The 21,642-nt window shown below is 68.3% G+C and carries 20 protein-coding genes and 1 tRNA gene; 8 read left to right on the top strand and 13 right to left on the bottom strand.

What is annotated here, in order from left to right; translation table 11 throughout:
• Positions 1-281 precede the first annotated feature (281 nt).
• The 8 genes from zwf to RIV14_RS03820 all read left to right on the top strand — a co-directional run bounded on the left by zwf (position 282) and on the right by RIV14_RS03820 (position 7,827).
• Complete coding sequence (gene zwf / locus RIV14_RS03855) at positions 282-1,865, top strand: glucose-6-phosphate dehydrogenase (RefSeq protein ID WP_075372562.1); 1,584 nt, start codon at positions 282-284, stop codon at positions 1,863-1,865.
• The gene (locus RIV14_RS03850; protein ID WP_075372563.1) at positions 1,862-2,830 is read left to right on the top strand and encodes a glucose-6-phosphate dehydrogenase assembly protein OpcA; all 969 of its coding nucleotides are present in this window, start codon (positions 1,862-1,864) and stop codon (positions 2,828-2,830) included. The genes zwf and RIV14_RS03850 overlap by 4 nt, the downstream gene beginning before the upstream one ends.
• Positions 2,823-3,614 (top strand): 6-phosphogluconolactonase, encoded by a 792-nt coding sequence (pgl, locus tag RIV14_RS03845; RefSeq protein WP_075372564.1) that lies wholly within the window; start codon positions 2,823-2,825, stop codon positions 3,612-3,614. The genes RIV14_RS03850 and pgl overlap by 8 nt, the downstream gene beginning before the upstream one ends.
• Positions 3,615-3,696: 82 nt before the next feature.
• Complete coding sequence (locus RIV14_RS03840) at positions 3,697-4,758, top strand: HNH endonuclease family protein (protein WP_075372565.1); 1,062 nt, start codon at positions 3,697-3,699, stop codon at positions 4,756-4,758.
• 22 nt (positions 4,759-4,780) lie between these two features.
• Entirely contained in the window at positions 4,781-5,218 is a 438-nt protein-coding gene (locus RIV14_RS03835) for an RNA-binding S4 domain-containing protein (RefSeq protein WP_075372566.1), read from the top strand.
• 100 nt (positions 5,219-5,318) lie between these two features.
• Positions 5,319-5,395: transfer RNA gene (locus tag RIV14_RS03830), tRNA-Pro, on the top strand.
• Between the two features lie 471 nt (positions 5,396-5,866).
• The gene (locus tag RIV14_RS03825) at positions 5,867-6,814 is read left to right on the top strand and encodes a CAP domain-containing protein (RefSeq protein ID WP_075372567.1); all 948 of its coding nucleotides are present in this window, start codon (positions 5,867-5,869) and stop codon (positions 6,812-6,814) included.
• A 143-nt stretch (positions 6,815-6,957) separates the two neighbouring features.
• Positions 6,958-7,827 (top strand): HAD family hydrolase, encoded by an 870-nt coding sequence (locus RIV14_RS03820; RefSeq protein ID WP_075372568.1) that lies wholly within the window; start codon positions 6,958-6,960, stop codon positions 7,825-7,827.
• A 61-nt stretch (positions 7,828-7,888) separates the two neighbouring features.
• Here RIV14_RS03820 and RIV14_RS03815 read toward each other — a convergent pair whose 3' ends face one another.
• From RIV14_RS03815 to gap, 13 genes are all read right to left on the bottom strand, one after another.
• Positions 7,889-8,185 carry a rhodanese-like domain-containing protein gene (locus RIV14_RS03815; protein WP_075372569.1) on the bottom strand — a complete coding sequence of 99 codons (297 nt, stop codon included), beginning with the start codon at positions 8,183-8,185 and terminating at the stop codon, positions 7,889-7,891.
• 63 nt (positions 8,186-8,248) lie between these two features.
• The gene (pgi, locus tag RIV14_RS03810; protein WP_075372570.1) at positions 8,249-9,904 is read right to left on the bottom strand and encodes a glucose-6-phosphate isomerase; all 1,656 of its coding nucleotides are present in this window, start codon (positions 9,902-9,904) and stop codon (positions 8,249-8,251) included.
• 88 nt (positions 9,905-9,992) lie between these two features.
• Positions 9,993-12,152, bottom strand: coding sequence for a bifunctional cytidylate kinase/GTPase Der (gene der / locus RIV14_RS03805; protein WP_075372622.1), 2,160 nt, complete (start codon positions 12,150-12,152; stop codon positions 9,993-9,995).
• 129 nt (positions 12,153-12,281) lie between these two features.
• The gene (locus tag RIV14_RS03800) at positions 12,282-13,442 is read right to left on the bottom strand and encodes a prephenate dehydrogenase (protein WP_075372571.1); all 1,161 of its coding nucleotides are present in this window, start codon (positions 13,440-13,442) and stop codon (positions 12,282-12,284) included.
• Positions 13,439-14,413: a pseudouridine synthase gene (locus RIV14_RS03795; protein WP_075372572.1), complete on the bottom strand. Its 975-nt coding sequence runs from the start codon at positions 14,411-14,413 to the stop codon at positions 13,439-13,441. Before RIV14_RS03795 ends, RIV14_RS03800 begins: the two co-directional genes overlap by 4 nt.
• A complete protein-coding gene (gene scpB, locus RIV14_RS03790) occupies positions 14,410-15,009 on the bottom strand; it encodes an SMC-Scp complex subunit ScpB (protein WP_070658947.1) in 600 nt (199 codons plus the stop codon). The genes RIV14_RS03795 and scpB overlap by 4 nt, the downstream gene beginning before the upstream one ends.
• Complete coding sequence (locus tag RIV14_RS03785) at positions 15,006-15,827, bottom strand: segregation and condensation protein A (protein ID WP_075372573.1); 822 nt, start codon at positions 15,825-15,827, stop codon at positions 15,006-15,008. The genes scpB and RIV14_RS03785 overlap by 4 nt, the downstream gene beginning before the upstream one ends.
• On the bottom strand, positions 15,817-16,689 hold the full coding sequence (locus tag RIV14_RS03780) for a ParA family protein (RefSeq protein ID WP_009406376.1): 873 nt from the start codon (positions 16,687-16,689) through the stop codon (positions 15,817-15,819). Before RIV14_RS03780 ends, RIV14_RS03785 begins: the two co-directional genes overlap by 11 nt.
• 151 nt (positions 16,690-16,840) lie before the next feature.
• Positions 16,841-17,764, bottom strand: coding sequence for a site-specific tyrosine recombinase XerD (locus RIV14_RS03775; protein ID WP_070658945.1), 924 nt, complete (start codon positions 17,762-17,764; stop codon positions 16,841-16,843).
• A 91-nt stretch (positions 17,765-17,855) separates the two neighbouring features.
• On the bottom strand, positions 17,856-18,098 hold the full coding sequence (secG, locus tag RIV14_RS03770; protein ID WP_075372575.1) for a preprotein translocase subunit SecG: 243 nt from the start codon (positions 18,096-18,098) through the stop codon (positions 17,856-17,858).
• Between the two features lie 231 nt (positions 18,099-18,329).
• A complete protein-coding gene (gene tpiA / locus RIV14_RS03765; protein ID WP_075372576.1) occupies positions 18,330-19,109 on the bottom strand; it encodes a triose-phosphate isomerase in 780 nt (259 codons plus the stop codon).
• Positions 19,110-19,124: 15 nt separating this feature from the next.
• Complete coding sequence (locus tag RIV14_RS03760; protein WP_075372577.1) at positions 19,125-20,318, bottom strand: phosphoglycerate kinase; 1,194 nt, start codon at positions 20,316-20,318, stop codon at positions 19,125-19,127.
• A gap of 112 nt (positions 20,319-20,430) precedes the next feature.
• Entirely contained in the window at positions 20,431-21,438 is a 1,008-nt protein-coding gene (gap, locus tag RIV14_RS03755; RefSeq protein ID WP_075372578.1) for a type I glyceraldehyde-3-phosphate dehydrogenase, read from the bottom strand.
• Positions 21,439-21,642: the final 204 nt, after the last annotated feature.

Below are 21,642 nucleotides of genomic sequence, written 5' to 3'. Positions count from 1 at the left end.
CGCTCTGCGAGGACCCTACCGCGTCCAGTCCTCGCGCACGAGGAGCGTCCGTGGTTCAGACGTGTCCGCAACGGCGTGTAACGGCTCACGGCAGGCCTGTCCCTTCCGGGTGAGACGCCTCCGGGGGCGCTACAGTGACATGTGCGGCGAGCACAGTTCCTCGGGGCGGTGCAGTGGCCCTGCAGTGGCCCTGGCCGGGCCTCCGCTCAGAGTGCCGCAGCGCGCCGACGACCCGTTGGTGGCGCCTGGTCCGCCGTTCGTCGAATCTCAGAAAGGCTGACGTGTCCAGCTCCGACTCTGCGACTCCGTTTCCGTCGTCGAGACCCGCGCGGGCGGTCAACCCGCTTCTCGACGCCCGTGACCTTCGCCTTCCGCGTATCGCGGACCCCTGCGTCCTGGTGATGTTCGGCATCACTGGTGATCTGGCCCGCCACAAGCTCCTGCCCGCAATCTACGACCTGGCCAACCGCGGCCTGCTCTCCCCCAGCTTCTCCCTGGTGGGGGTCGGCCGGCGCTCCTGGTCCGACGACGACCTGCGCGCCTACGTGGAGGAATCGGCTCGGGCGGGTGCCCGCACCCCCTGGCGTCCCGCCATCTGGGAGCAGCTGGCAGCGGGGATGCGCTTCGTGGAGTTCGCCTCCTTCGAGGATGACGCCGCCTACGACCGGCTCACGGCCGTGGTGGATGACCTGGATGCCACCCGGGGCACACGCGGCAACCGCGCCTTCTACCTGTCGATCCCCCCGGGATGGTTCCCGGCCGTGACTGAGCGGATCGCCCGCTCCGGGCTCGTGGAGGAGTCGGCTGACGCCTGGCGGCGCGTCGTCATCGAGAAACCCTTCGGGCACAACCGCTCCAGCGCCCGAGAGCTCGACGCCCTGGTGGGACGCATCGTGCGTCCCGACGACGTCTTCCGGGTCGACCACTACCTGGGTAAGGAGACAGTGCAGAACATCCTGGCGCTGCGGTTCGCCAACACGATGTTCGAGCCGCTGTGGAACCAGCGCTACGTCGACCATGTCCAGATCACCATGGCCGAGGACATCGGTATCGGAACCCGGGCCGGCTACTACGACACCATCGGCTCAGCTCGCGACGTCATCCAGAACCACCTGCTCCAGCTCCTGGCGCTGACCGCGATGGAGGAGCCCACCAGCATGGAGGCGGCCGCGGTACGCCTGGAGAAGGAGAAGGTGCTCAACTGCGTGCGCCTGGAGCGCAACGGGGTGCTGGACCTGGACCTCACCACAGCCCGGGGCCGTTACGACGCCGGCTTCCAGGGAGGGCTGCCGGTGCGGGGCTACCTGGAGGAGGACGGCGTCGCCGCCGACTCCCGAACCGAGACCTTTGCCGCCCTGCGTCTGGAGATCGCCAACCGTCGCTGGGCCGGCGTGCCGTTCTACCTGCGCGCCGGCAAGCGCCTGACTCGCCGGGTCACTGAGGTCGCCGTCGTCTTCAAGCAGCCGCCGTTCCTGCCCTTTGAGTCGGCGGCCACCACGGCCGTGGGAGCCAACACCATCGTGCTGCGGATCCAGCCCGATGAGGGCATCACGCTGCGGCTGGCTTCCAAGGTACCCGGAACCCAGATGGAGCTGCGCGACGTCTCCATGGACTTCGGCTACGGAGCCACCTTCAACGAGGAGTCCCCGGAGGCCTATGAGCGCCTCATCCTCGATGCGCTCCTGGGCGACGCCCCGCTCTTCCCCCACCAGCGCGAGGTCGACCTGTCCTGGCGCATCCTAGATCCTGTCATCGAGCACTGGAGCGCCTGCGGGAGCCCCGAGGGCTATCGCCCCGGCTCCTGGGGGCCGGACAGTGCCCACGAACTCCTTGCCCGCGACGGCCGCACCTGGAGGCGCTCATGATTACCACACTGACCGCGACGACCACCTCCCGGATCGTCTCCCGGCTGGTGGAGCACGAGGGGGCCTCCGGCTCCTCCCGGGTGCTGACGCTCGTGATCTCCACCGACGAGAAGGGCCTGGAGGATGCGCTGTGCGCCGCGCACGGTGCCAGCCGGGATCATCCCAGCCGAATCATCGCCGTCGTCAAGCCGCCTGAGGAGGACATCGGCCGCGTGACTCCGCGCAGTCGTGACGGACACGTCTCAGCTCAGGCCGGTGGACACCTGGACGCCGAGATCCGAGTCGGTCACGACGCCGGCGCCGGCGAGACGCTGGTCCTGAGGCCCTGGGACGAGGCGGCTCTGCACACCGACACGCTGGTGGTGCCCTTCCTCCTGCCCGACGCCCCGGTGGTCGTGTGGTGGCCAACGACCGTCCCTGAGATCCCCTCGCAGGACCCCTTGGGCCGCCTGGGATCCACTCGCATCACCAACACTCCCGCACAGGACTTCCCGGCCAGGGCGCTGCGGAAGCTGGCACCGGTGAGCGTGCGCGGCGACATCGATCTGGCCTGGACCCGCATCACCCTGTGGCGCGCCATGGTGGCCTCCACCCTGGACCCGCTGCTGCGCGCGGACGGGCTGCGGGAGGTGGTGGTGGCCGGCGAACCAAGGAACTCCTCGCTCTGCCTCATGATCACCTGGCTGCGGCTGCGGCTGGATGTACCGGTCACGCGAGTCGATGAAGAGGGCTTCAAGGGCATCTCCTCCATCACCGCCAGAACCGACGACGGCGAGATCATCATCGCCCGCCACGACCTGGAGCGGGTCACGATCACGCGCCCCGGCTCTCCCGAGCCTCAGGTGGTCACGATGGCCCGACGCGAGCCGATCAGCACCCTCGACGAGGAGCTGCGCCGACTCACCCCCGACCTCGTCTACCAAGAGGTCCTGGCCTCACTGCTCGAGGAGCCCCTCAATGGCTGACTGCACGCCCGACGCCCAGCCGATCGCCGAGATCCAGGCGGCCGCCTCTGCGGCTGCTGCGCCGGACGTCATCGTGGTTCCCACACTGAACGACGCCGCGCTAAGAGCCTGCCAGGACACCATGCGGCTCCTGTCCACGGTGGTAACGGACCGGGGAGTCGCCCACTTGGCGCTGACAGGCGGTTCCGGAGGGATGGCGCTGGCTGAAGCCCTCGCGCCGCTCATCGCCGCCCAGCCCGAACCGGTGCGTCGCGCCATCCACCTGTGGTTCGGTGACGAGCGCTTCGTGCCCGCCGGGGACCCGCAGCGCAACGATCTGCTGGCTGCGCCGCTCATCGCCGCAGGCATCAGAGAGTCTCAGACGCACCGGCTGGCCGCTCCGAACGAGGTCAGCGGTCTGGATGAGGCGACCGCGCGCATGGTCCATGAGCTTGAGTCGGCAGGTCTGACCCACGGGGGTTTCGACGTGGTCCACGTAGGGCTGGGACCTGACGCACACGTCTGTTCCCTCTTCCCCGGGCACCCGGCCGCGCTCGCGGTAGGAGTGCCCGCCGTGGCCGTGCGCAACTCGCCCAAGCCCCCTCCCGAGCGCTACTCCTTGACCTTCGAGGCCCTGCAGCATGCCGGCCGGGTCATGGTGGTGGCCGGCGGCGGAGGCAAGGCCGAGGCGGTACGCCTGGGTCTAGGAGCCCCCGATGTGCTCAAGGCACCGGCCTCGTGCTGCCGGGGGAATCAGACCACCTGGTACCTGGATGAGCCGGCCAACGCTCTGATGCCTGCTTGAGTCCGATCCGGTCGCCCTGCTGGCGCGCTGTGGGCAACGAGCCCACGATTTTCGTGTCGGCGGGTCAGGCTACCGTAGCCCTATGAACGCTACCGGCCGGCTCCTGGTGCACCTCACGGTGCTCGGTGCACTCAGTGCGTCGGGGATGGCAGCCGCCCTTCCCGTCCATGCCGATGACGCCTCGCCGGTGCCCGTCCAGAACTCCGCGGCCACTGAGCTCGCCGCTCTCCACGAGGCACCCTGGGACCGGAGAGGAGACTTCATCCTGTCCCCGAAGGCCTCTCTCGAGGCGCTTTCGGAGCTGCCCGAGGACGCTCCGGCCGCCCACTCCTGGGCGGAGGGAGGTTCCCGCACCGGCTGGTTCGGTGAGGCGTGGACCGACGTCGACGGCGACGGTTGTGACACTCGTAACGAGATCCTGGCCCGGGACCTGACGGACGCCGACTTCTCGCGTGCCGACGGCGTTCAGTCCCGTGAGGAGGGACGTGGCCAGGGTGCGGGTGTGTGTCCGGACGCCACCGTCTGGGCGGGTGTCCTTCAGGATCCGTACACCGGGAATAGGATCACCTTCACGCGTGGTCAGGGGACCTCGGAAGCCGTCCAGATCGACCATGTGGTACCGCTGAACTACCTCTACGCCCACGGAGCCTGGCAGTGGGATGAGCGCACCCGACTGCTGGCAGCCAACGACCCGCTGAATCTCGTCGCTGTTGAAGGCGAGGCCAACCAGGCCAAGGGCGCCTGCGGCCCGGCGAGCTGTCCCGTTGGTTCCACCGAGACCGGCAGCTGGCGACCGACCGGTCCGGGGGGCTGGTGGCCGGAGAACACCTCCTACCGCTGCACTTACGCGCGTCGATTCGTCTCAGTGGCAGCCGCCTACCGGCTCGGCCTGCCCCAGGCCGACAGGGAGGCGCTGCGCTCCGCCTTGAACAGCTGCCTCGCCGGTGGGAACGGGACCGCGTCGCTCCCGGAACGAGCCGCTCGCAGCGCGAAAGAGGTCGGCTCCGTTATGTGGCGCAGTCCCGGGTACGCCGCGCTGGCGGCCGTCGGCGCCCTGATTCTGGGATGGGGACTCATGGTTCGGGGGCAGCGCCGCGGGCGCGCAGCCTCACGGCGCCGAAGCCGTTCCATGCCCCGCCGCTGAACCACTTGCTTAGGATGCCACCATGGCAGTTCACCCTCGTTCCGCACCCAGTGGCAACAGCACCCCTGGTGCCCCGGCATCGGCCCGTATCGACGTCTGGCTGTGGAGCGTGCGACAGATCAAGTCCCGCTCGGCGGCGACGAGCGCCTGCAAGGCGGGGCATGTGCGTATCAACGGAGAGACCGCCAAGCCCGCCCAGCACGTCTCGGTGGGAGATGAGGTCCGCTACCGTGTCGACGGGTTCGACCGGCTGCTGACCGTCACTCGGATCCTCACCAAGCGGGTGGGTGCTCCTATCGCCCGCACCGCGTACATCGACTCCTCTCCCCCTCGCCCGTCGCCTCTGGATGCGCCGGCCGCCATCATCCGAGATCGCGGGGCAGGACGGCCCACGAAGAAGGACCGTCGTCAGCTCGACGCCCTCATGGGAGGTGGGCGCCATCAGGACGACCGCGCCTGACATCTCGGGGTGAGCGGCCTCACCGCCAGCAGATTTCTGAAGGAGCCGTTCCATGGGTTAAGGTTCTGCTCGTTGCAAGCGGCCCGGTGCCGCAAGTCAACGGGCTGTGGCGCAGTTTGGTAGCGCACTTGACTGGGGGTCAAGGGGTCGTGGGTTCAAATCCCGCCAGCCCGACCAGCATGAAAATCCGCACTCTTTCACAGAGTGCGGATTTCTTTTTGAAAGAACTTTGGCGGTAGATCCTCGCATTATTCTGATATCACCCTCATCAACACTAGTCACATTTGCATCCCACATAACAACCATTGAGTCTATTTAAGTCTCCAACCTCTACTGCAACCCACCGACCCTTAATCACGATCCAGTAAACGCTGCGATGACGCCGCTTCCCCGACGACCCCAACACTCGCACCCACCTTTCATCAGTGTCCCAAGACGAAAGGACTACCCCTCACGATCCGCCACGCGATTCGGTCATGTGACGAATTCGGTCAGGAAAGTCACAACCGAATAACATGCATGGCCGGCGCGACTGTGGTTGAGTGAACACCGACATCAAGGGTGTCTCACAGCATCCCGCACATCGGCTCATAGCCGGTTGTGCAGATCAGACTGTGTTCTCACATTCCCGATCAGAGAGAACGACACATGAACATCAAGCGCGTCATCGCCGCAGCTGCGCTCACCGTCGTGCCGCTGACCGCCTCCTCGGCCGCACTGGCCGCTCCGGCCGCCCCTCAGGGTGCACCGGCAGCCGCCGCTGCGGTCCCCGCCCAGGTGACCTCGGAGGGGGCCCAGTACGCCGACACCGTCCTGAACAAGGTCAACGAGCTGCGCAGCAGCAAGGGCCTTCAGCCCGTGACCCGGTACCAGGAGCTCGACGCCGTCGCACAGGACTGGTCCGAGCAGCAGGCCGCCGCCAACAACATGAGCCACCGCCCCGACTTCACGTCGGCCTACCCGCAGGGCTGGACCACTGGCTCTGAGAACGTGGCCTGGCGCACCGCGGGTGGCGACACCGGCGCGCAGATCTTCGAGCAGTGGCGCACGTCCCCCGGCCACTACAAGAACATGACGGACCCGGACGTCAACTCCATCGGCATCGGATTCGCCCAGACCTCAGACGGCAAGTGGTACGCCACCCAGAACTTCGCCGCCTACAACGTCAGCAACTCGACGCTGACCCCGACGACCACGACGACGACCAACACCACGACGACGAAGAGCAACACCCCGCCGTCGACGACCAACACCCCGCCGACGGGCAGCACCGTCCCCTCCCCGACGCCGACCCCGGAGACCACTCCGTCGACGCCGTCCACCTCGACGACTCCTCCGGCTCCGGTTGCTACCCCGACCGCGGAGACCACCACCCCTGCGGCCACGCCGACGCCGTCCGCTCCGGCCACCACGGTGACCACTGAGACCGGCACCCCGGCCAAGCCGTCCGCAACTCCTGTCGTTACGGCTCCTCGCACCACCCCGACGAAGCCCGCGCTGGCCACCACCGGTCCGAGCATCGCCGTCGCCGTCGCCGCCGCCGGCCTGCTCGGCTCCGGCGCTGTCCTCGTCATGCGTCGCCGTCAGGCCAGCTGACTGAGCTGAAGGCTCTCAGAGCGCGAGCCGTTCCTCTGACGGGCGCCTGCTTGTCCACTGATCGGTGTGGACCAGCAGGCGCCCGTCTTCGTGCTCCTCGCGCCGTGGTGACGTGGAGGTGTCATCCTTGAGAGGATAACGCCGTGAAGCATCTTCCCCTGGAGCCCGAGCTCCTCGCAGCGTTGCCGGCACAGATCGATCTCCGTCTTGTTGTCACCGACATGGATGGAACTCTCCTTGATGGCCAAGGGCGCGTTCCCGCCGGGTTGATGGATGCGGTGGCGGAGATGCGAGACGCCGGCATCGTCTTCGCCCCCGCCTCGGGCAGACAGCTGGCCAACCTGCGTGCGGTCCTGGGCCCCGCCGTTGAGGACTCACCACTGATCGCTGAGAACGGTTCCTTCGTCGTCCACGCAGGTGAGGAGGTCCATTCCGACACCATCAGCGCCCAGGCCGCCGAGGCCGCCATTGTCACGACCCGTCACCTGGTCACCTCCGGGTACGACGTCGGCGCGGTTGTTGCCTGCAAGTACTGCGCCTATATCGAGCGCTCCGATGCGGCCTTCCTGGAACAGGCCAAGTTGTACTACGAGGCACTGGAGATCGTCGAGGACCTCACTGCCATTCCTCTGGATGAGGCGCTCAAGGTCGCGGTCTTCGACTTCGACGATGTTGAGAACGGAAGCTCCCAGGCGCTGACCGCGGCGGTTCCCCACGTGCAGACCGTCGTCTCCGGGCTGCACTGGACGGACATGATGTCGGCTCGGGTCTCGAAGGGGCGGGCCTTGGCGGCGCTTCAGGCCAGGCTCGGGGTCCTCCCGGAGCAGACTGCCGTCTTCGGGGACTACCTCAACGACCTGGATCTCTACAACCACGCGGACCTGGGCTTCGCCATGCGCAACGCCCACCCCGGCATCCATGCCGCAGCGGCGTACACGGCACCCGCCAACACCGAGGACGGTGTCCTGCGTACAGTCGAGGAGATGCTCAGGCGCTCACAGAGACAGGGCTGAGGCACGCGGGACGGCCCCGAACCGGTCAGTCCGAGGCCGTCCCGAAAAGTCGCCCGCCGGTTTACTGGCCCAGCCACGCCTTCATGCCGCCGCTGACGTTGACCAGCTCACCGGTGTAGCCGGCAGCAGTCAGAGCCTTGACCGCCTTGACGGAACGCACTCCGCCGGCGCAGATGACCGCGGTGGGGCGGGCCGCATCGAGCTCTCCCATCCGGTCGACCACCTCACCCAGCGGGATGTTGACCGAGCCGGGGATCGCCGCGCGCTCGACCTCGTCGGGCTCACGCACGTCAAGGACAACCAGGTCCTCCCCAGCCTCGAGCCGGCGACGCAACTCATCGACGCCCACTTCCTTCATCACGTCCTCCTCAACGGGTTATCAGTCGCTGACACAACAGAGCATCCGGCTGGTCTGGTCGGGCTAGTGACGCAGGCTGCGGTAGCGGGTGATGAGGCCGCGGGTGGAGGCGTCCTGTCCTGCGAGGGCCTCCTCGTCGCCCTGGACGGCGGGGGCGATCTCAAGGGCCAGCTTCTTGCCCAGCTCGACCCCCCACTGGTCGAAGGAGTCAATACCCCACACGATGCCCTGGGTGAAGGTGATGTGCTCGTAGAGGGCGATGAGCTCTCCGACGACCGCGGGCGTCAGCGCCGGGGCGAGGATCGAGGTGGTCGGCTTGTTGCCGGCGAAGACGCGGGCCGGGACGATCTCCTCGGCGGTGCCTTCGGCACGCACCTCGTCGGCGGTCTTGCCGAAGGCGAGCGCCGCGGTCTGTGCCAGGTAGTTGGACAGGAACAGCTCGTGGACGTCCACTCCCCCGTCCTTGGTGGGGTGAGCGGGATTGGCCACGGCGATGAAGTCCGCGGGGATGAGCTGGGTGCCCTGGTGGATGAGCTGGTAGAAGGCGTGCTGGCCGTTGGTGCCCGGCTCTCCCCAGAAGACTTCACCAGTCTCCGTGGTCACGGGGCTGCCGTCCCAGCGCACGGACTTGCCGTTGGACTCCATGGTGAGCTGCTGGAGGTAGGCGGGGAAACGGTGCAGGTACTGGGCGTAGGGCAGGATGGCGTGGGAGCCGGCCTTGAAGAAGTTAACGTACCAGACGTTGAGCAGGCCCATGAGCATGGGGACGTTCTCGGCCGGAGCCTTGGTGGCGAAGTGCTCGTCAACGGTGTGGAAGCCGGAGAGGAAGTCGGCGAAGTTCTCCGGGCCGATGGCCACGACCAGGATCGTACCGACGGCGGAGTCCACCGAGTAGCGCCCACCCACCCAGTTCCAGAACCCGAAGGCGTTGGCCGGGTCGATGCCGAACTCGGCGACCTTGTCCAGGGCGGTGGACACGGCCACGAAGTGCTTGGCAATGGCGCCGTCGGTCTCAATGCCCTTGGCCTGGAGGGCGGCCAGGAACCAGTCGCGGGCCATGCGGGCGTTGGTGAGGGTCTCCAGGGTGGTGAAGGTCTTGGAGGCGATGATGAACAGGGTCGTCTCCGGGTCGAGGTCCGCGACCTTCTCGGCGCAGTCGGTGGGGTCGATGTTGGAGATGAAGCGGCACTCAAGGCCCTTCTGCACATAGGGCTTGAGGGCCTCGTAGACCATGACGGGGCCGAGGTCGGAGCCTCCGATGCCGATGTTGACCACTGTCTTGATGGGCTTGCCGGTGATGCCGGTCCACTCCCCCGAGCGCACGCGACGGGCAAAGGCGTAGATCTTCTCCAGGACCTCGTGGACGTCGGCGACGACGTCCTGACCGTCCACGGTCAGGGAGTCGGTGGCCGGGCGGCGCAGAGCCGTGTGGAGGACGGCCCGGTCCTCGGTGATGTTGATGTGCTCGCCGGCGTACATGGCGTCGCGGCGGCCCGGGACGTCTACCTGCTCGGCGAGCTCGACCAGGGCGTCGCGGACGTCGTCGGTCAGCAGGTTCTTGGACAGGTCGACGTAGAGGTCTCCCAGCTCGTAGGAGAAGCGCTTGGCGCGCTCGGGGTCGTCGGCGAACCAGGCGCGCAGGTCTGGGGTCATGGTGTCGTGGAGCTCGGTGAGGCGCTTCCAGGCGGGCGTGGTGGTGGGATCAACCGGATTCAGCATGGCTACAGTCTATGGGTGTTGCGGCTGCGCGCCACTGTCCGGCGCGGCTCTTCTGGAACTGACTATCACCTTCGCGCCCAACCAGGGTTCAGCGCCGCTGGCGCTTCTCGCGCACGCGCACTCCGATCTGGATGGGGGTGCCGGTGAAGCCGAACTCCTCGCGCAGGCAGCGCTCGATGAAGCGCCGGTAGCCGGCGTCAAGGAAACCGGTGGTGAAGATGACGATCCGGGGCGGGGCCACCTGGACCTGGGTGGCGAAGAGGATGCGGGGCTGCTTGCCGCCGCGCACCGGGTGCGGGGTGGCCGACTGCAGCTGGCCCAGGAAGCCGTTGAGCCGGCCCGTGGGGACGCGCGTGGTCCAGCCCTCCAGGGCGGCGTCGAGGGCGCGCACGAGCCGGTTGGTGTGCCAGCCGGTCCGGGCGGCCAGGTTGATGTGGGGGGCCCAGGAGACGTGGGCCAGGTCGTGCTCGACCTCCCACAGCAGCATCTTCTGACGCTCCTCGTCCACCAGGTCCCACTTGTTGTTGACCAGGACCAGGGCGCGACCGGCGTCGACGGCCTGCTGGATGACGCGCACGTCCTGCTCGCTGATCGGCTCGGAGGCGTCCAGGAGGACGACCGCGACCTCGGCCTTGTCGATGGCGCCCTGCGTGCGCAGCACCGCGTAGTAGTCGGCGCCCCGTGACTGCTTGACGCGCCGGCGGATCCCTGCAGTGTCGACGAAGACCCACTGGCGGGAGTCGAGCTCGATGATCTCGTCGACCGGGTCACGGGTCGTGCCCGCGATCTCATTGACGACGACGCGCTCCCTGCCCGCGATGGAGTTCAGCAACGAGGACTTGCCGACGTTGGGCCGCCCCACGAGGGCGATCCGGTGCAGATCCCCCTCCGGCGCTGCGGCGGCCACGGCGGAGACCTCCGGGAGGACCTCCATGACGGCGTCGAGGACCTCGCCGCTGCCCCGGCCGTGCAGGGCAGAGACCGGGAAGGGCTCGCCCAGCCCCAGGTTCCACAAGGCGGCGGCGTCCCCCTCCTGGGCCGGGGAGTCGACCTTGTTGGCGGCCAGGACCACCGGCTTGCCGCTGCGGCGCAGCATCCGCACCACGCGGGCATCGGTCTCGGTGATGCCGACCTGGGCGTCGACGACCAGCAGGACGGCGTCGGCCATCTCCACGGCGACCTCGGCCTGGGTGGCCACGGCGGCGTCGAGGCCGGCCACGTCCACCTCCCAGCCGCCGGTGTCAACGATGGTGAAGCGGCGCCCGGCCCACTCCGCGGGGTAGGAGACCCGGTCGCGGGTGACACCGGGGGTGTCCTGGACGACGGCCTCGCGGCGGCCCAGGACCCGGTTGACCAGAGTCGACTTGCCCACGTTGGGCCGGCCGACGACTACCAGGACCGGCAGCCCGGGCTCGACGCTGTCACCGGTGGGCAGGCCCCCGTCGGCCTCCAGGAGGGCAAGGTCCTCCTCATCGAGCTCGTAGTCGGCCAGGCCCGCACGCATGACCTGGGCCCGCAGGTCCTCCTGGGCGTCCCGCTGAGCGGCGGCGTCTGCGGCCTCCTCCACCAGATCCAGGACCCGTTCAACGGACTGCTCCAGGGTCAGCTCCGAGGTGTCCACCAGGGTGACGCCCTCGGGCGCGGTGAGGAACTGGGAGACCGTGGCGTCGTCGCGGTCTCGGCGCACCACCTGGTCACGCAGGGCCGCGGCGTCGACCTGCTTGCCGGCAGCTTCCAGGTCCCCGGCGCGGCGGGACAGGCGGGCCTCCTCGGAAGCGGTCACCAGCAGGCGGGCGTCGGCGTCGGGCGCGATGACGGTGGTGATGTCACGTCCCTCGGCCACGATGCCGGCACCGCCGGAGAAGGACCCGGTGTGCCCGGTCGCCTCGAAGCGGATGATCTCGCGCTGGCGGCGCGCCAGCTCGGCGCGCACCTCGAGGTTGGTGGCGACCTTCGAGACGACGGTGGCGATGTGCGGGTCACGGATCGCAGTCGATACGTCTGTGCCGTCCACGGTGAAGGTGGGGTGCTCGGGATCCAGGCCCATGTGCAGGGGCATCGCGGCGACGGCCTCGGCGACGGCGGCCCCGTCCTCCAGGTCGATCCCCTCGTGCTCGCACCACCAGGCGGCGGCCCGGTACATGGCACCGGTGTCCAGGTAGGCCAGTCCCAGCTCGGCGGCGACGCGCCGCGAGACGGTGGACTTGCCCGATCCGCTTGGTCCGTCGATCGCAACGACGATTCCCATGGTGCCCTCCATCAGGGTCCGATTGACGGTCATGAACTGGGCCAAGCGTCCCACACTTCGGCGCGGTACTGCGGATCAGGCCCCCATGAGCACTGACACAGGGACCTTCCACAAACGGGTTAACCGGTTTCAACCCGCGACGACGCGCCAGCCCTGGGCGTCCAGGGCCTCCTCCAGCCGTAGGGCGGCCGCCGGTAGGACGGAGATGAGGGCGATGCCCGCGCTCTGCCCGGCCGAGTGCTCCAGGGAGAAGTCCTCGATGTTGACACCGGCGGCACCGACGTCGGAGAAGAGCCTGCCCAGCTCACCGGCGGCGTCGGGTACCAGGACCTGGACCTCGGTGTAGCGGCGCGGCGCCCCGCCGTGCTTGCCGGGAATGCGTGCCCGACCGATGTTTCCCCGAGTCATGACGTCGGTGATCGCGCCGACGGCCCCGGGAGCGACCACACGTGCCGCTCCTGGGGCTGTGTGCTCTGGGCGATCCGGATCGCAGACGGCGGCCTCGATCCCCGTGATCAGCGCACCCAGGTCATCACTGATCCGGCGCAGCAGGCCGACCACGGGCCCGGCATTACCCACGATGATGGCCGACCACAGCCGGGGGTCCGAGGCCGCGATCCGAGTGACGTCACGAAGGCCCTGTCCCGACAGGGCCAGGGCCCCCTCCCCCAGCTCCTCCAGCCGGGCGGCTACAAGTGAGGAGACGAGCTGGGGCACGTGGGAGACGGCGGCGACGGCGGCATCGTGCTCCGCCGCACCCATGCGCACCGGGCTGGCGCCCACATCGACCGCCAGGTTCCTGATGACCAGCTCCGCCTGCGGATCCGAGTCCTGAGCGACAACCACCCAGGGGCGCCCGGCGAAGAGGTCGGAGTCGGCGGCACCGGCGCCCGAACGCTCCCGGCCCGCCATCGGGTGGGAGCCGACGTACCTGCGCGCCTCGGCACCCGCCCGGGACCGGACTTCGTTGACGACGCGTTCCTTGATGGAGGCGACGTCAGTGACCACGGCACTGGGGTGGGCGCTCAGCTGTGCGACGACGACGTCGGCGGTCACGTCGGGCGGCGTGGCCACGACGACGACCTGTGGCTCGGGGCTGTCCTCGCCGTGAAGCGCTCCCGCGCCCATGTCTCGGGCCAGAGCCAGGGAGGTGGGCGAGGTGTCGGCGAGCTGGACCTCGACACCCGCCGCCCGCAGCGCCAGGGCGAGCGAGGTGCCCAGCAGCCCCGTACCGACGATAAGCACCGGGCCGCGCGTGGACACTGACGCCCGCGGCTCGGGGGCGCTCACAGCCCGACCTCCTGCTGCAGCGCGGCAATCTCCTCGCCGCTGAGGGGGCGGGTCTGGCCGGGGCGCAGGTTGCCCAGCCGCAGCGGTCCGAGTCTGGTGCGCGCCAGGCGCGTCACCGGGTGGCCGACGGCGTCCAGCATGCGCCGCACGATGCGATTCTTGCCGGAGTGGAGGGTGATCTCGACGATGGAGCCGCGTGGCCCGGAGTCCTTGACGGTGACCCGGTCCGCCTTGGCCTCACCGTCCTCCAGCTCGATGCCGCGCCGCAGCTTGCGCGGGACCCACGGCTCGACCTGTCCCTCGACAATGGCGACATAGGTCTTGGCGATCTCGAAGCTGGGGTGCATGAGCCGGTGGGAGAGCTCGCCGTCGTTGGACAGCAGGAGCAGCCCCTCGGTCTCGGTGTCGAGGCGGCCGACGTGCACCAGGCGCAGCGAGTCGGGCAGCTCGGGGTGCTCGGCCAGGTAGTCGCGTCCGTACTGGGCCACGGTCGGTCGGCCCTCGGGGTCCTCCATGGTGGTGACCACCCCGGCCGGCTTGTGGAGCATGAGGGTGATGAGCTCGGGGTTGGTGAGGATTCGGCTGCCGTCGAGGCGGATTTCCTGAGCCAGCGGGTCCACCCTGACGCCCGGTTCGGTGACGGTGATGCCGTCGACGCTGACACGGCCGTCGGCGATGAGCTGCTCGCAGGCACGGCGCGAGGCGACCCCGGCGTGGGCCAGGACCTTCTGCAGCCGCTGTCCGGAGGCGACGTGAGGGTCGTCCTGACCGCCCTTGGTGGCGCGCTCACGCATCTCAAGCAGACGGGACTCCTCGTCCTCACCGATGGCCTGGGCGTCGAAGGCGGCCAGATCGGCGGCGTCAGCCTGCTCGTCGAGCTCTTCGAGGTCGTCCTCGTCGTAGAACTCCTGCGCCCCGAAGTCGCTGTGGGGCACGGACTCACTTCGGGTGTGGCGGTTCCTCAGGGTCATGGGGTCCTCCTACCGGCCATCTCATCGGCCTGTTCGACGATCTCCCCCAGCGCCTCGACGCGGGGGAGGTAGGGAGCCAGGGGTGGCAGCTCGTCCAGGGAGTCGATTCCCAGGTACTCCAGGAAGTCTCCCGTGGTCCGATACAGGATCGCACCGGAAGTCTCGGCACCGGCCTCCTCGATGAGGCCGCGGGCATGGAGGGTGCGCATGACGCCATCGACATTGACCCCGCGGATCTGCGCGACGCGTCCCCGGGTGACCGGCTGCCGGTAGGCGACGACTGCCAGGGTCTCCAGCGCGGCCTGGCTCAGGCGTGCGGTGGCGCCGCCGATGATGAACTGCTCGACGAGATCGGCATGCTCGGGCACGGAGGCGAAGCGCCACCCGCCTGCTGCCCGTCGCAGGAGGAATCCGTGAGCACGGCCGCCGGGCACCTCTCCGCGGTACTCGGCAGCCAGCTCCTCGAGCAGCTCCTCGCAGGCGCTCTCGTCGATGCCGAGGGCCTCGGCGATCGCAGAGGTGGTCACTGGTTCGTCGGCAACGATGAGGATGGCCTCAGCCGCACTGCGCAGCTGAGACCCGGCGGCCTCGCTCATGCGAATTCCTCCTCGAGCTCAGTGAGGTTCTCAGAGGTCATCATGCCGGTCAGGTCGTCCTGGCCGCCGCACCAGGTCACGGTGATCTCGCCCATGGCCTCGATCTGCTCCAGCTCGGCGCTGCCCTGCCGGTGGAGAATGAGCAGCGCGAGGAACCGGGCCACTACGACGGCGGTGCGCTCGGCGTCCTCAATGATCTGGGCGAAGGTCAGGGTTCCGTGACTGCGCAGCCTGCCGGCGATGAGGCTCAGCTGTTCACCGACCGGTACTCGCTCGTGCAGGTGGACGGTCTGGACGCCCGGATCCGCGGGCCGGGTGAAGGCGCCCACCGCCATCCGGGTCAGATCCTCGGGGGTGATGGTGGCCACGAGCCTGGGCAGTAGCGCCGCCAGATGCGGTTCCAGGGTGACGATGCGGGGGTGGCTGCGTGCGGAGGTCTCCGCCCGGTGGCGGAAGGCCGCGGCGGCCTCCTTGAAGGCCCGGTACTGCAGGAGCCGGGCGAAGAGCAGGTCACGGGCTTCGAGCAGCTCGAGGTCGGGCTCCTCCTCGTCCTCGTCGTGAGGCAGAAGGCGATGGGCCTTGAGCGCCAGGAGGGTGGAAGCCACGACGATGAACTCCGATGCGCGCCCCAGGTCCCAGTCCGAGCGCATGTGGGCGATGAAGTCGTCGGTCACCTCGGCCAGCGCCAGCTCGGTGACGTCGAGCCGCTTGCGGGCAATAAGGCTCAGAAGCAGGTCGAAGGGCCCCTCGAACTGGGGCAGCGTGACACTGAATCCGGGCAGCCGGGGCGGCCCCTGCTCCTCCGGCTCAGGCGACATCGCCGCGGGCGATGACCTCACGGGCCAGCCGGCGGTAGGCGTCCGCGCCGGGGTGGGAGGGCGCGTAGCTGGTGATCGGCTCATTGGCCACGGAAGCGTCCGGGAACTTGATCGTGCGCCGGATGCGCGTGTCGAAGAGCTGCTCGCCGAAGGCCTGCTCCAGGCGTTCGAGCACCTCTCGTGAGTGCAGGGTGCGGGAGTCCACCATGGTGGCGAGGATGCCGTCAATCTCCAGGGTGGCGTTGAGACGATCCTTGACGCGCTCAACGGTCTCGACCAGGAGCGCCACTCCGCGCAGGGCGAAGAACTCGGTCTCCAGCGGGATGATGACGCCATGGGAGGCGGTCAGGGCGTTGATGGTCAGCAGTCCGAGCGAGGGCTGACAGTCCACAAGGATCACGTCGTACTCGTCGAGAACCGGACGCAGCACCCGCTTGAGGGCCTGCTCGCGGGCAACCTCGTTGACGAGCTGGACCTCAGCTGCGGACAGGTCAATGTTGGCCGGGACGATGTCCAGTCCCTCCACTGTGGTCTCGTGGATGACCGTGCGAATATCCGGACGGCTGGCGACGAGCAGGTCATAGATGGTGGAGTCGAGCTCGTGAGCGTTGATGCCCAGGCCGGCCGAGGCCGCTCCCTGGGGGTCGAAGTCGACGATGAGGACCTTGCGCCCCAGCTCGGCCAGCGCCGCGCCGAGGTTGATCGTCGTCGTGGTCTTTCCGACGCCGCCCTTCTGGTTGCACATGGAGATGACCCGAGCGGGTCCGTGCGACTCCAGCGGCGCGGGAACGGGGAAGTCCTTCTCCTCGCTCTCGTCGGTGCCGGGGTTGTCGATCAGGCCTGGCTGGATGGAGTCATTCACGTCGCCCAGCCTAGTCGAAAGCCGACCGACATCGCCCAGTTCAGACGGGACACGCCAGAGAACAGCCCTGACAGGATCCTGCTTTCAGGCGCGACCGGGTGCGCACTCAGGTTTGGACCGGGAGCACGGCCTGCGGCAATGGGCTCAGTGATCACGCCAGAGCCCGCGGGTGACTGGTGGCGTAGACCTCCCGCAGGTGGTCGACGGTGACCTTCGTGTAGATCTGGGTGGTGGTGACCGAGGCGTGTCCGAGCATCTCCTGGACGACACGCACGTCCGCCCCTCCCGCCAGCAGATGCGTGGCGAAGGAGTGGCGCAGGGTGTGGGGGGAGATGCGTCGCTCGTCGGCGCAGTCCGTCCCGATGAGCCCGGCCCGTTCAGCGGCCTGCTGCAGGACGGCCCAGGCGCTCTGCCGACTCAGGGGCCTGCCCAGGGTGTTGAGAAAGACCTGCGGCACTCCCCTGCCCTTCTCAGCCAGGATCGGCCGGCCTCGTACCAGGTAGGCGTCCAGCGCCTCCCAGGCGTAGGTCCCCATGGGGACCACGCGTTCCTTGCGTCCCTTGCCGAACAGCCTCAGCAGCCGGGAGCCGGTGTCGAGATCGTCGACGACGAGCCCCACCGCCTCGGAGATGCGGGCGCCAGTGGCGTAGAGGACCTCCAGCAGCGCCCGGTCGCGCAGGCTCACCGGGGAGTCGTCAACACCTGCGGCCTCCAGGAGGCGGCGGACCTCATCGATCCCTAAGGCCTTGGGCAGGCGCCTTCCGGGCTGGGGCGGGCGCACGGTGGCCGAGGGGTCCTCGGTGGTGGTGCCCTCGGCCAGGAGGAACTTGTGCCAACCGCGCACGGCCGTGACGGTTCTGGATGCCGACGACGACGCCAGTGGGCGGGCCCCGTCGGAGCCGGAGCGCAGGACCTCCAGGAAGCCGGCGACGTCGTTGCGGCTGACCTCCTGCGGGGATGAGATGCCTGCGCTTCTCAGATAACGCAGGTAGCGGCCGAGGTCGCGCTCGTATGCGCTCAGGGTGTGAGGGCTCAGCCCTCGCTCAACACGCAGGTGGGCGAGGTAACCGCGCAGCCCCCGGTCCAGGACGTCGCCACGAGGATCGGGGGTGGTATCGACGGTCGGCTCCGTCGTGTGCGCAGTGCTCGTCGGAATCCGCCGATGCTCAGCCGAGCTTGGCGACCAGGCCGAGCCCGACGATCGTGATCGTCCAGACAACGGCCACCGCCACCGTGATGCGGTCGAGGTTGCGCTCGGCCACGCCGGAGGACCCGGCCGAGGAGGAGATACCGCCTCCGAACATGTCCGACAGACCGCCGCCCTTGCCCTTGTGCAGGAGGATCGACATGATGAGGAAGAAGCTCGAGAGGACGAGCAGCACCTGAAGGACGATACGCACTACGTTCACGTCACGTTCCCTTCGTTGTTGGTTCCGTCTTGCTGCGGGGGCCTCACGCTCCGGCTGGGTCCGGCGCGACTCCCGACAGGGTCCGCGCCCCCACCTGTCCGCGTGGCAGTCTACCTGCAACGCACAGGGTCCCGGACACCTCGGGGTGTGAGGTGTCCGGGACCCTGTCAGTGAGTGGTGAGACGCTACGGGGAGACGATCACTCGGCTCCTTCGTCGTGGCTCGGGCCGCTCAGGCGTAGAAGCCTGCCATGGCGGCGAAGGAGTCCGCCTTGAGGGAGGCTCCACCGACGAGCGCGCCGTCAACGTCGGGCTGGGCCATGAGCTCCTTGATGTTTCCGGGCTTGGCGGAGCCGCCGTAGAGGATGCGGGTGGCCTCAGCGGTGGCGTCACCGTAGTCGGCGCGCAGGGCCTCGCGGATCGCTCCGCACACCTCCTGGGCGTCCTCGGCGGTGGCGGTCTCGCCGGTGCCGATGGCCCAGATGGGCTCGTAGGCAATGACGATCTTGGCGACGTCCTCGCCGCTCCATCCCTCCAGGGCGGCGCGGATCTGCCCCAGGACGAAGTCGACGTGGGTGCCGGCCTTGCGGATCTCGAGGGCCTCGCCGCAGCACAGGATGGGGGTCATCCCGGCGTCGAGCACCTTGCGGGCCTTGGCGCCCACGAGGGCGTCGGACTCGCCGTGGTACTCGCGACGCTCGGAGTGCCCCATGACCACGTAGCTGACGCCGAGCTTGGTGAGCATCTCGGTGGAGATCTCACCGGTGTAGGCACCGTTGTCGTGGATGGAGACGTCCTGGGCGCCGTACTTGATGTTCAGGGAGTCGGCCTCGACGATGGTCTGAACGGTACGGATGTCCGTGAAGGGCGGGATCACAAGGACCTCGCACTTGGTGTAGTCGTGGTCGTGGTCCTTGAGCTCCATCGCCAGGCCCTGGACGAGGTGATTGGCCTCGAGGTGGTCGAGGTTCATCTTCCAGTTTCCCGCCATGAGCGGGGTGCGGTTACTCATCTGGGTTGCCTTCCTTCAGTCGTTGAGCACTGCGATACCGGGCAGGGTCTTGCCCTCGAGGAGCTCGAGGGAGGCGCCGCCGCCGGTGGAGATGTGGGAGAACGTGGCCTCATCGAAGCCGAGCGTGCGCACGGCCGCGGCGGAGTCGCCACCGCCAATGACGGAGAAGGCGTCGGACTCGGAGATCGCCTTGGCCACGGCCTTGGTGCCCTCGGCGAAGGCAGGGAACTCGAAGACACCCATGGGGCCGTTCCACACCACGGTCTTGGAGGTGGCGATGGCGTCGGCGAAGAGCTGTCGCGTCTTAGGACCGATGTCCAGCCCCATCTGGTCGGCGGGCAGCTCGTCGGCAGGCACCACGGTGGCGGGGGCGTCCGCGGCGAAGGTCGGGGCCACGACGGTGTCGACGGGCAGCAGCAGCTCGACGCCGTTGGCCTTGGCGGTCTCCAGGTAGCCCTTGACGGTGTCGATCTGGTCCTTCTCCAGCAGGGAGGTGCCCACCTCGTGGCCCTGAGCGGCCAGGAAGGTGTAGGCCATGCCGCCACCGATGAGGAGACGGTCGGCCTTACCCAGCAGGTTGGAGATGACGCCGAGTTTGTCAGAGACCTTGGAGCCGCCAAGCACCACGGTGTAGGGGCGCTCGGGGTTGTTGACGGCGCGCCCCAGGGACTCAATCTCCTTGACGACGAGCAGGCCGGCTGCGGAGGGCAGCAGCTTGGCCACGTCGTAGACGGAGGCCTGCTTGCGGTGCACGACGCCGAAGCCGTCGGAGACGAAGACGTCGGCCAGGGCGGCGAGCTCGGCGGCGAAGGCCTCGCGCTCGGCGTCGTCCTTGGAGGTCTCAGCGGCGTTGAAGCGCACGTTCTCCAGCAGGACGATCTCACCGTCACCGGCTGCGGCGACGGCGGCCTTGGCGGACTCGCCCACGGTGTCCTTGGCGAGGGTGACCTTGACGCCGGTGACCTCGGCGAGGCGCTTGGCGACAGGGGCCAGGGAGTAGTCGGGGTTGACCTGCCCCTTGGGGCGTCCCAGGTGGGCGGCGATAATCACCTTGGCACCGGCGTCGAGCAGGGTACGCAGGGTGGGCAGAGCAGCCTGGATACGACCGTCGTCAGTGATGTTCTTGTCGGCGTCCAGCGGCACGTTGAAGTCGGAGCGGACCAGGACTCGCTTGCCCTTGAGGTCGCCCAGGGACTCGATGGTCTTCATAAAGCCTCTCATCGGTTGTGGGTGATGGTGTGGGTGTGGGACGGACGGCGCCCGCGCACGCATAGCGTGGCGCGGGCGCCGTCTTCTAGAGAGTCATGCTCTCGGTCTGGTCTCAGGCGAGCTTGGAGCCGACCAGGGCGGTCAGGCGGACCAGGGCGTTGGAGTAGCCCCACTCGTTGTCGTACCAGGTCAGGACCTTGACGAGGTTGCCGATGACCTTGGTCTCGGTGGCGTCGAAGATCGAGGTGTGCGGGTTGCCCACGATGTCGGTGGAGACGATCGGGTCCTCGGTGTACTCGAGAACGCCCTTGAGCTCACCCTCGGCGGCGGCCTTGACGGCGGCCTTGACGGCGTCGACGGAGACCTCCTTCTCGGCGACGAAGGTCAGGTCGGTCAGCGAGCCGGTCGGAGTGGGGACACGCACGGCCAGACCGTCGAACTTGCCCTTGAGCGCGGGCAGGACGAGGGCCACGGCCTGGGCGGCACCAGTCTTGGTGGGGATCATGTTCAGGGCGGCGGCGCGAGCACGGCGGAGGTCTTTGTGCGGGGCGTCGAGGACGCGCTGGTCACCCGTGTAGGAGTGGATGGTGGTCATGATGCCGCGCTCGATGCCGAAGTTCTCGTGGAGAACCTTGGCCAGGGGGGCGAGGCAGTTGGTGGTGCACGAGGCGTTGGACACGATGTTCATCGTGGCGTTGTCGTAGTCGCCCTCGTTGACACCCATGACGAAGGTGCCGTCGACGTTCTTGGCGGGAGCGGAGATGACGACCTTCTTGGCACCACCGTCAATGTGGGCCTTGGCCTTCTCGCCGTCGGTGAAGAAGCCGGTGGACTCCACGACGACCTCGACGCCCAGGTCGCCCCAGGGCAGGTCGGCGGGGTTGCGCTGAGCGAGCACCTTGATGTGCTTGCCGTTGACGGTGATGCCATCCTCGTCGTAGGAGACCTCGCCGTCGAAACGACCGAGGATCGAGTCGTACTTGAGCAGGTGGGCCAGGGTCTTGTTGTCCGTCAGGTCGTTGACGGCGACAACCTCGATGTCGGCGCCCTGCTCGAGGGCGGCACGGAAGAAGTTGCGGCCGATCCGGCCGAAGCCGTTAATACCAACGCGGGTGGTCACTTTGTGTCCTCCTAGTGCGCCGGTTGGCGGCGCACGGTTGCTGGGCTCTTCTCACACATGGCGTGTGCTGCCGGAACTTCTTCAGCTCATATCCGAATCGGCTCCGGCACGGCCGAGTCTAGTCACACTGGGCGGGCGCTGGGAGTCGCCGACCACGCCACGGGCGAACACTGTGATGCACAAGCCAATCCGAGGGGGACTAAA

This window comes from Actinomyces acetigenes, from assembly GCF_031296635.1.
Taxonomy (GTDB): Bacteria; Actinomycetota; Actinomycetes; order Actinomycetales; family Actinomycetaceae; genus Actinomyces; species Actinomyces acetigenes.
This window is presented reverse-complemented; position numbering and strand designations above follow the sequence as displayed.

Bases quoted from the DNA above. Each gene is read 5' to 3' on its own strand.
- RIV14_RS03850 (WP_075372563.1), top strand. From the start codon at position 1,862: ATGATTACCACACTGACCGCGACGACCACCTCCCGGATCGTCTCCCGG.
- RIV14_RS03840 (WP_075372565.1), top strand. From the start codon at position 3,697: ATGAACGCTACCGGCCGGCTCCTGGTGCACCTCACGGTGCTCGGTGCA.
- RIV14_RS03785 (WP_075372573.1), bottom strand. From the start codon at position 15,827: ATGTCGCCTGAGCCGGAGGAGCAGGGGCCGCCCCGGCTGCCCGGATTC.
- RIV14_RS03825 (WP_075372567.1), top strand. From the start codon at position 5,867: ATGAACATCAAGCGCGTCATCGCCGCAGCTGCGCTCACCGTCGTGCCG.
- RIV14_RS03835 (WP_075372566.1), top strand. From the start codon at position 4,781: ATGGCAGTTCACCCTCGTTCCGCACCCAGTGGCAACAGCACCCCTGGT.
- der (WP_075372622.1), bottom strand. From the start codon at position 12,152: ATGGGAATCGTCGTTGCGATCGACGGACCAAGCGGATCGGGCAAGTCC.
- pgi (WP_075372570.1), bottom strand. From the start codon at position 9,904: ATGCTGAATCCGGTTGATCCCACCACCACGCCCGCCTGGAAGCGCCTC.
- RIV14_RS03760 (WP_075372577.1), bottom strand. From the start codon at position 20,318: ATGAAGACCATCGAGTCCCTGGGCGACCTCAAGGGCAAGCGAGTCCTG.
- pgl (WP_075372564.1), top strand. From the start codon at position 2,823: ATGGCTGACTGCACGCCCGACGCCCAGCCGATCGCCGAGATCCAGGCG.
- RIV14_RS03795 (WP_075372572.1), bottom strand. From the start codon at position 14,413: ATGACCCTGAGGAACCGCCACACCCGAAGTGAGTCCGTGCCCCACAGC.
- scpB (WP_070658947.1), bottom strand. From the start codon at position 15,009: ATGAGCGAGGCCGCCGGGTCTCAGCTGCGCAGTGCGGCTGAGGCCATC.
- tpiA (WP_075372576.1), bottom strand. From the start codon at position 19,109: ATGAGTAACCGCACCCCGCTCATGGCGGGAAACTGGAAGATGAACCTC.
- RIV14_RS03815 (WP_075372569.1), bottom strand. From the start codon at position 8,185: ATGAAGGAAGTGGGCGTCGATGAGTTGCGTCGCCGGCTCGAGGCTGGG.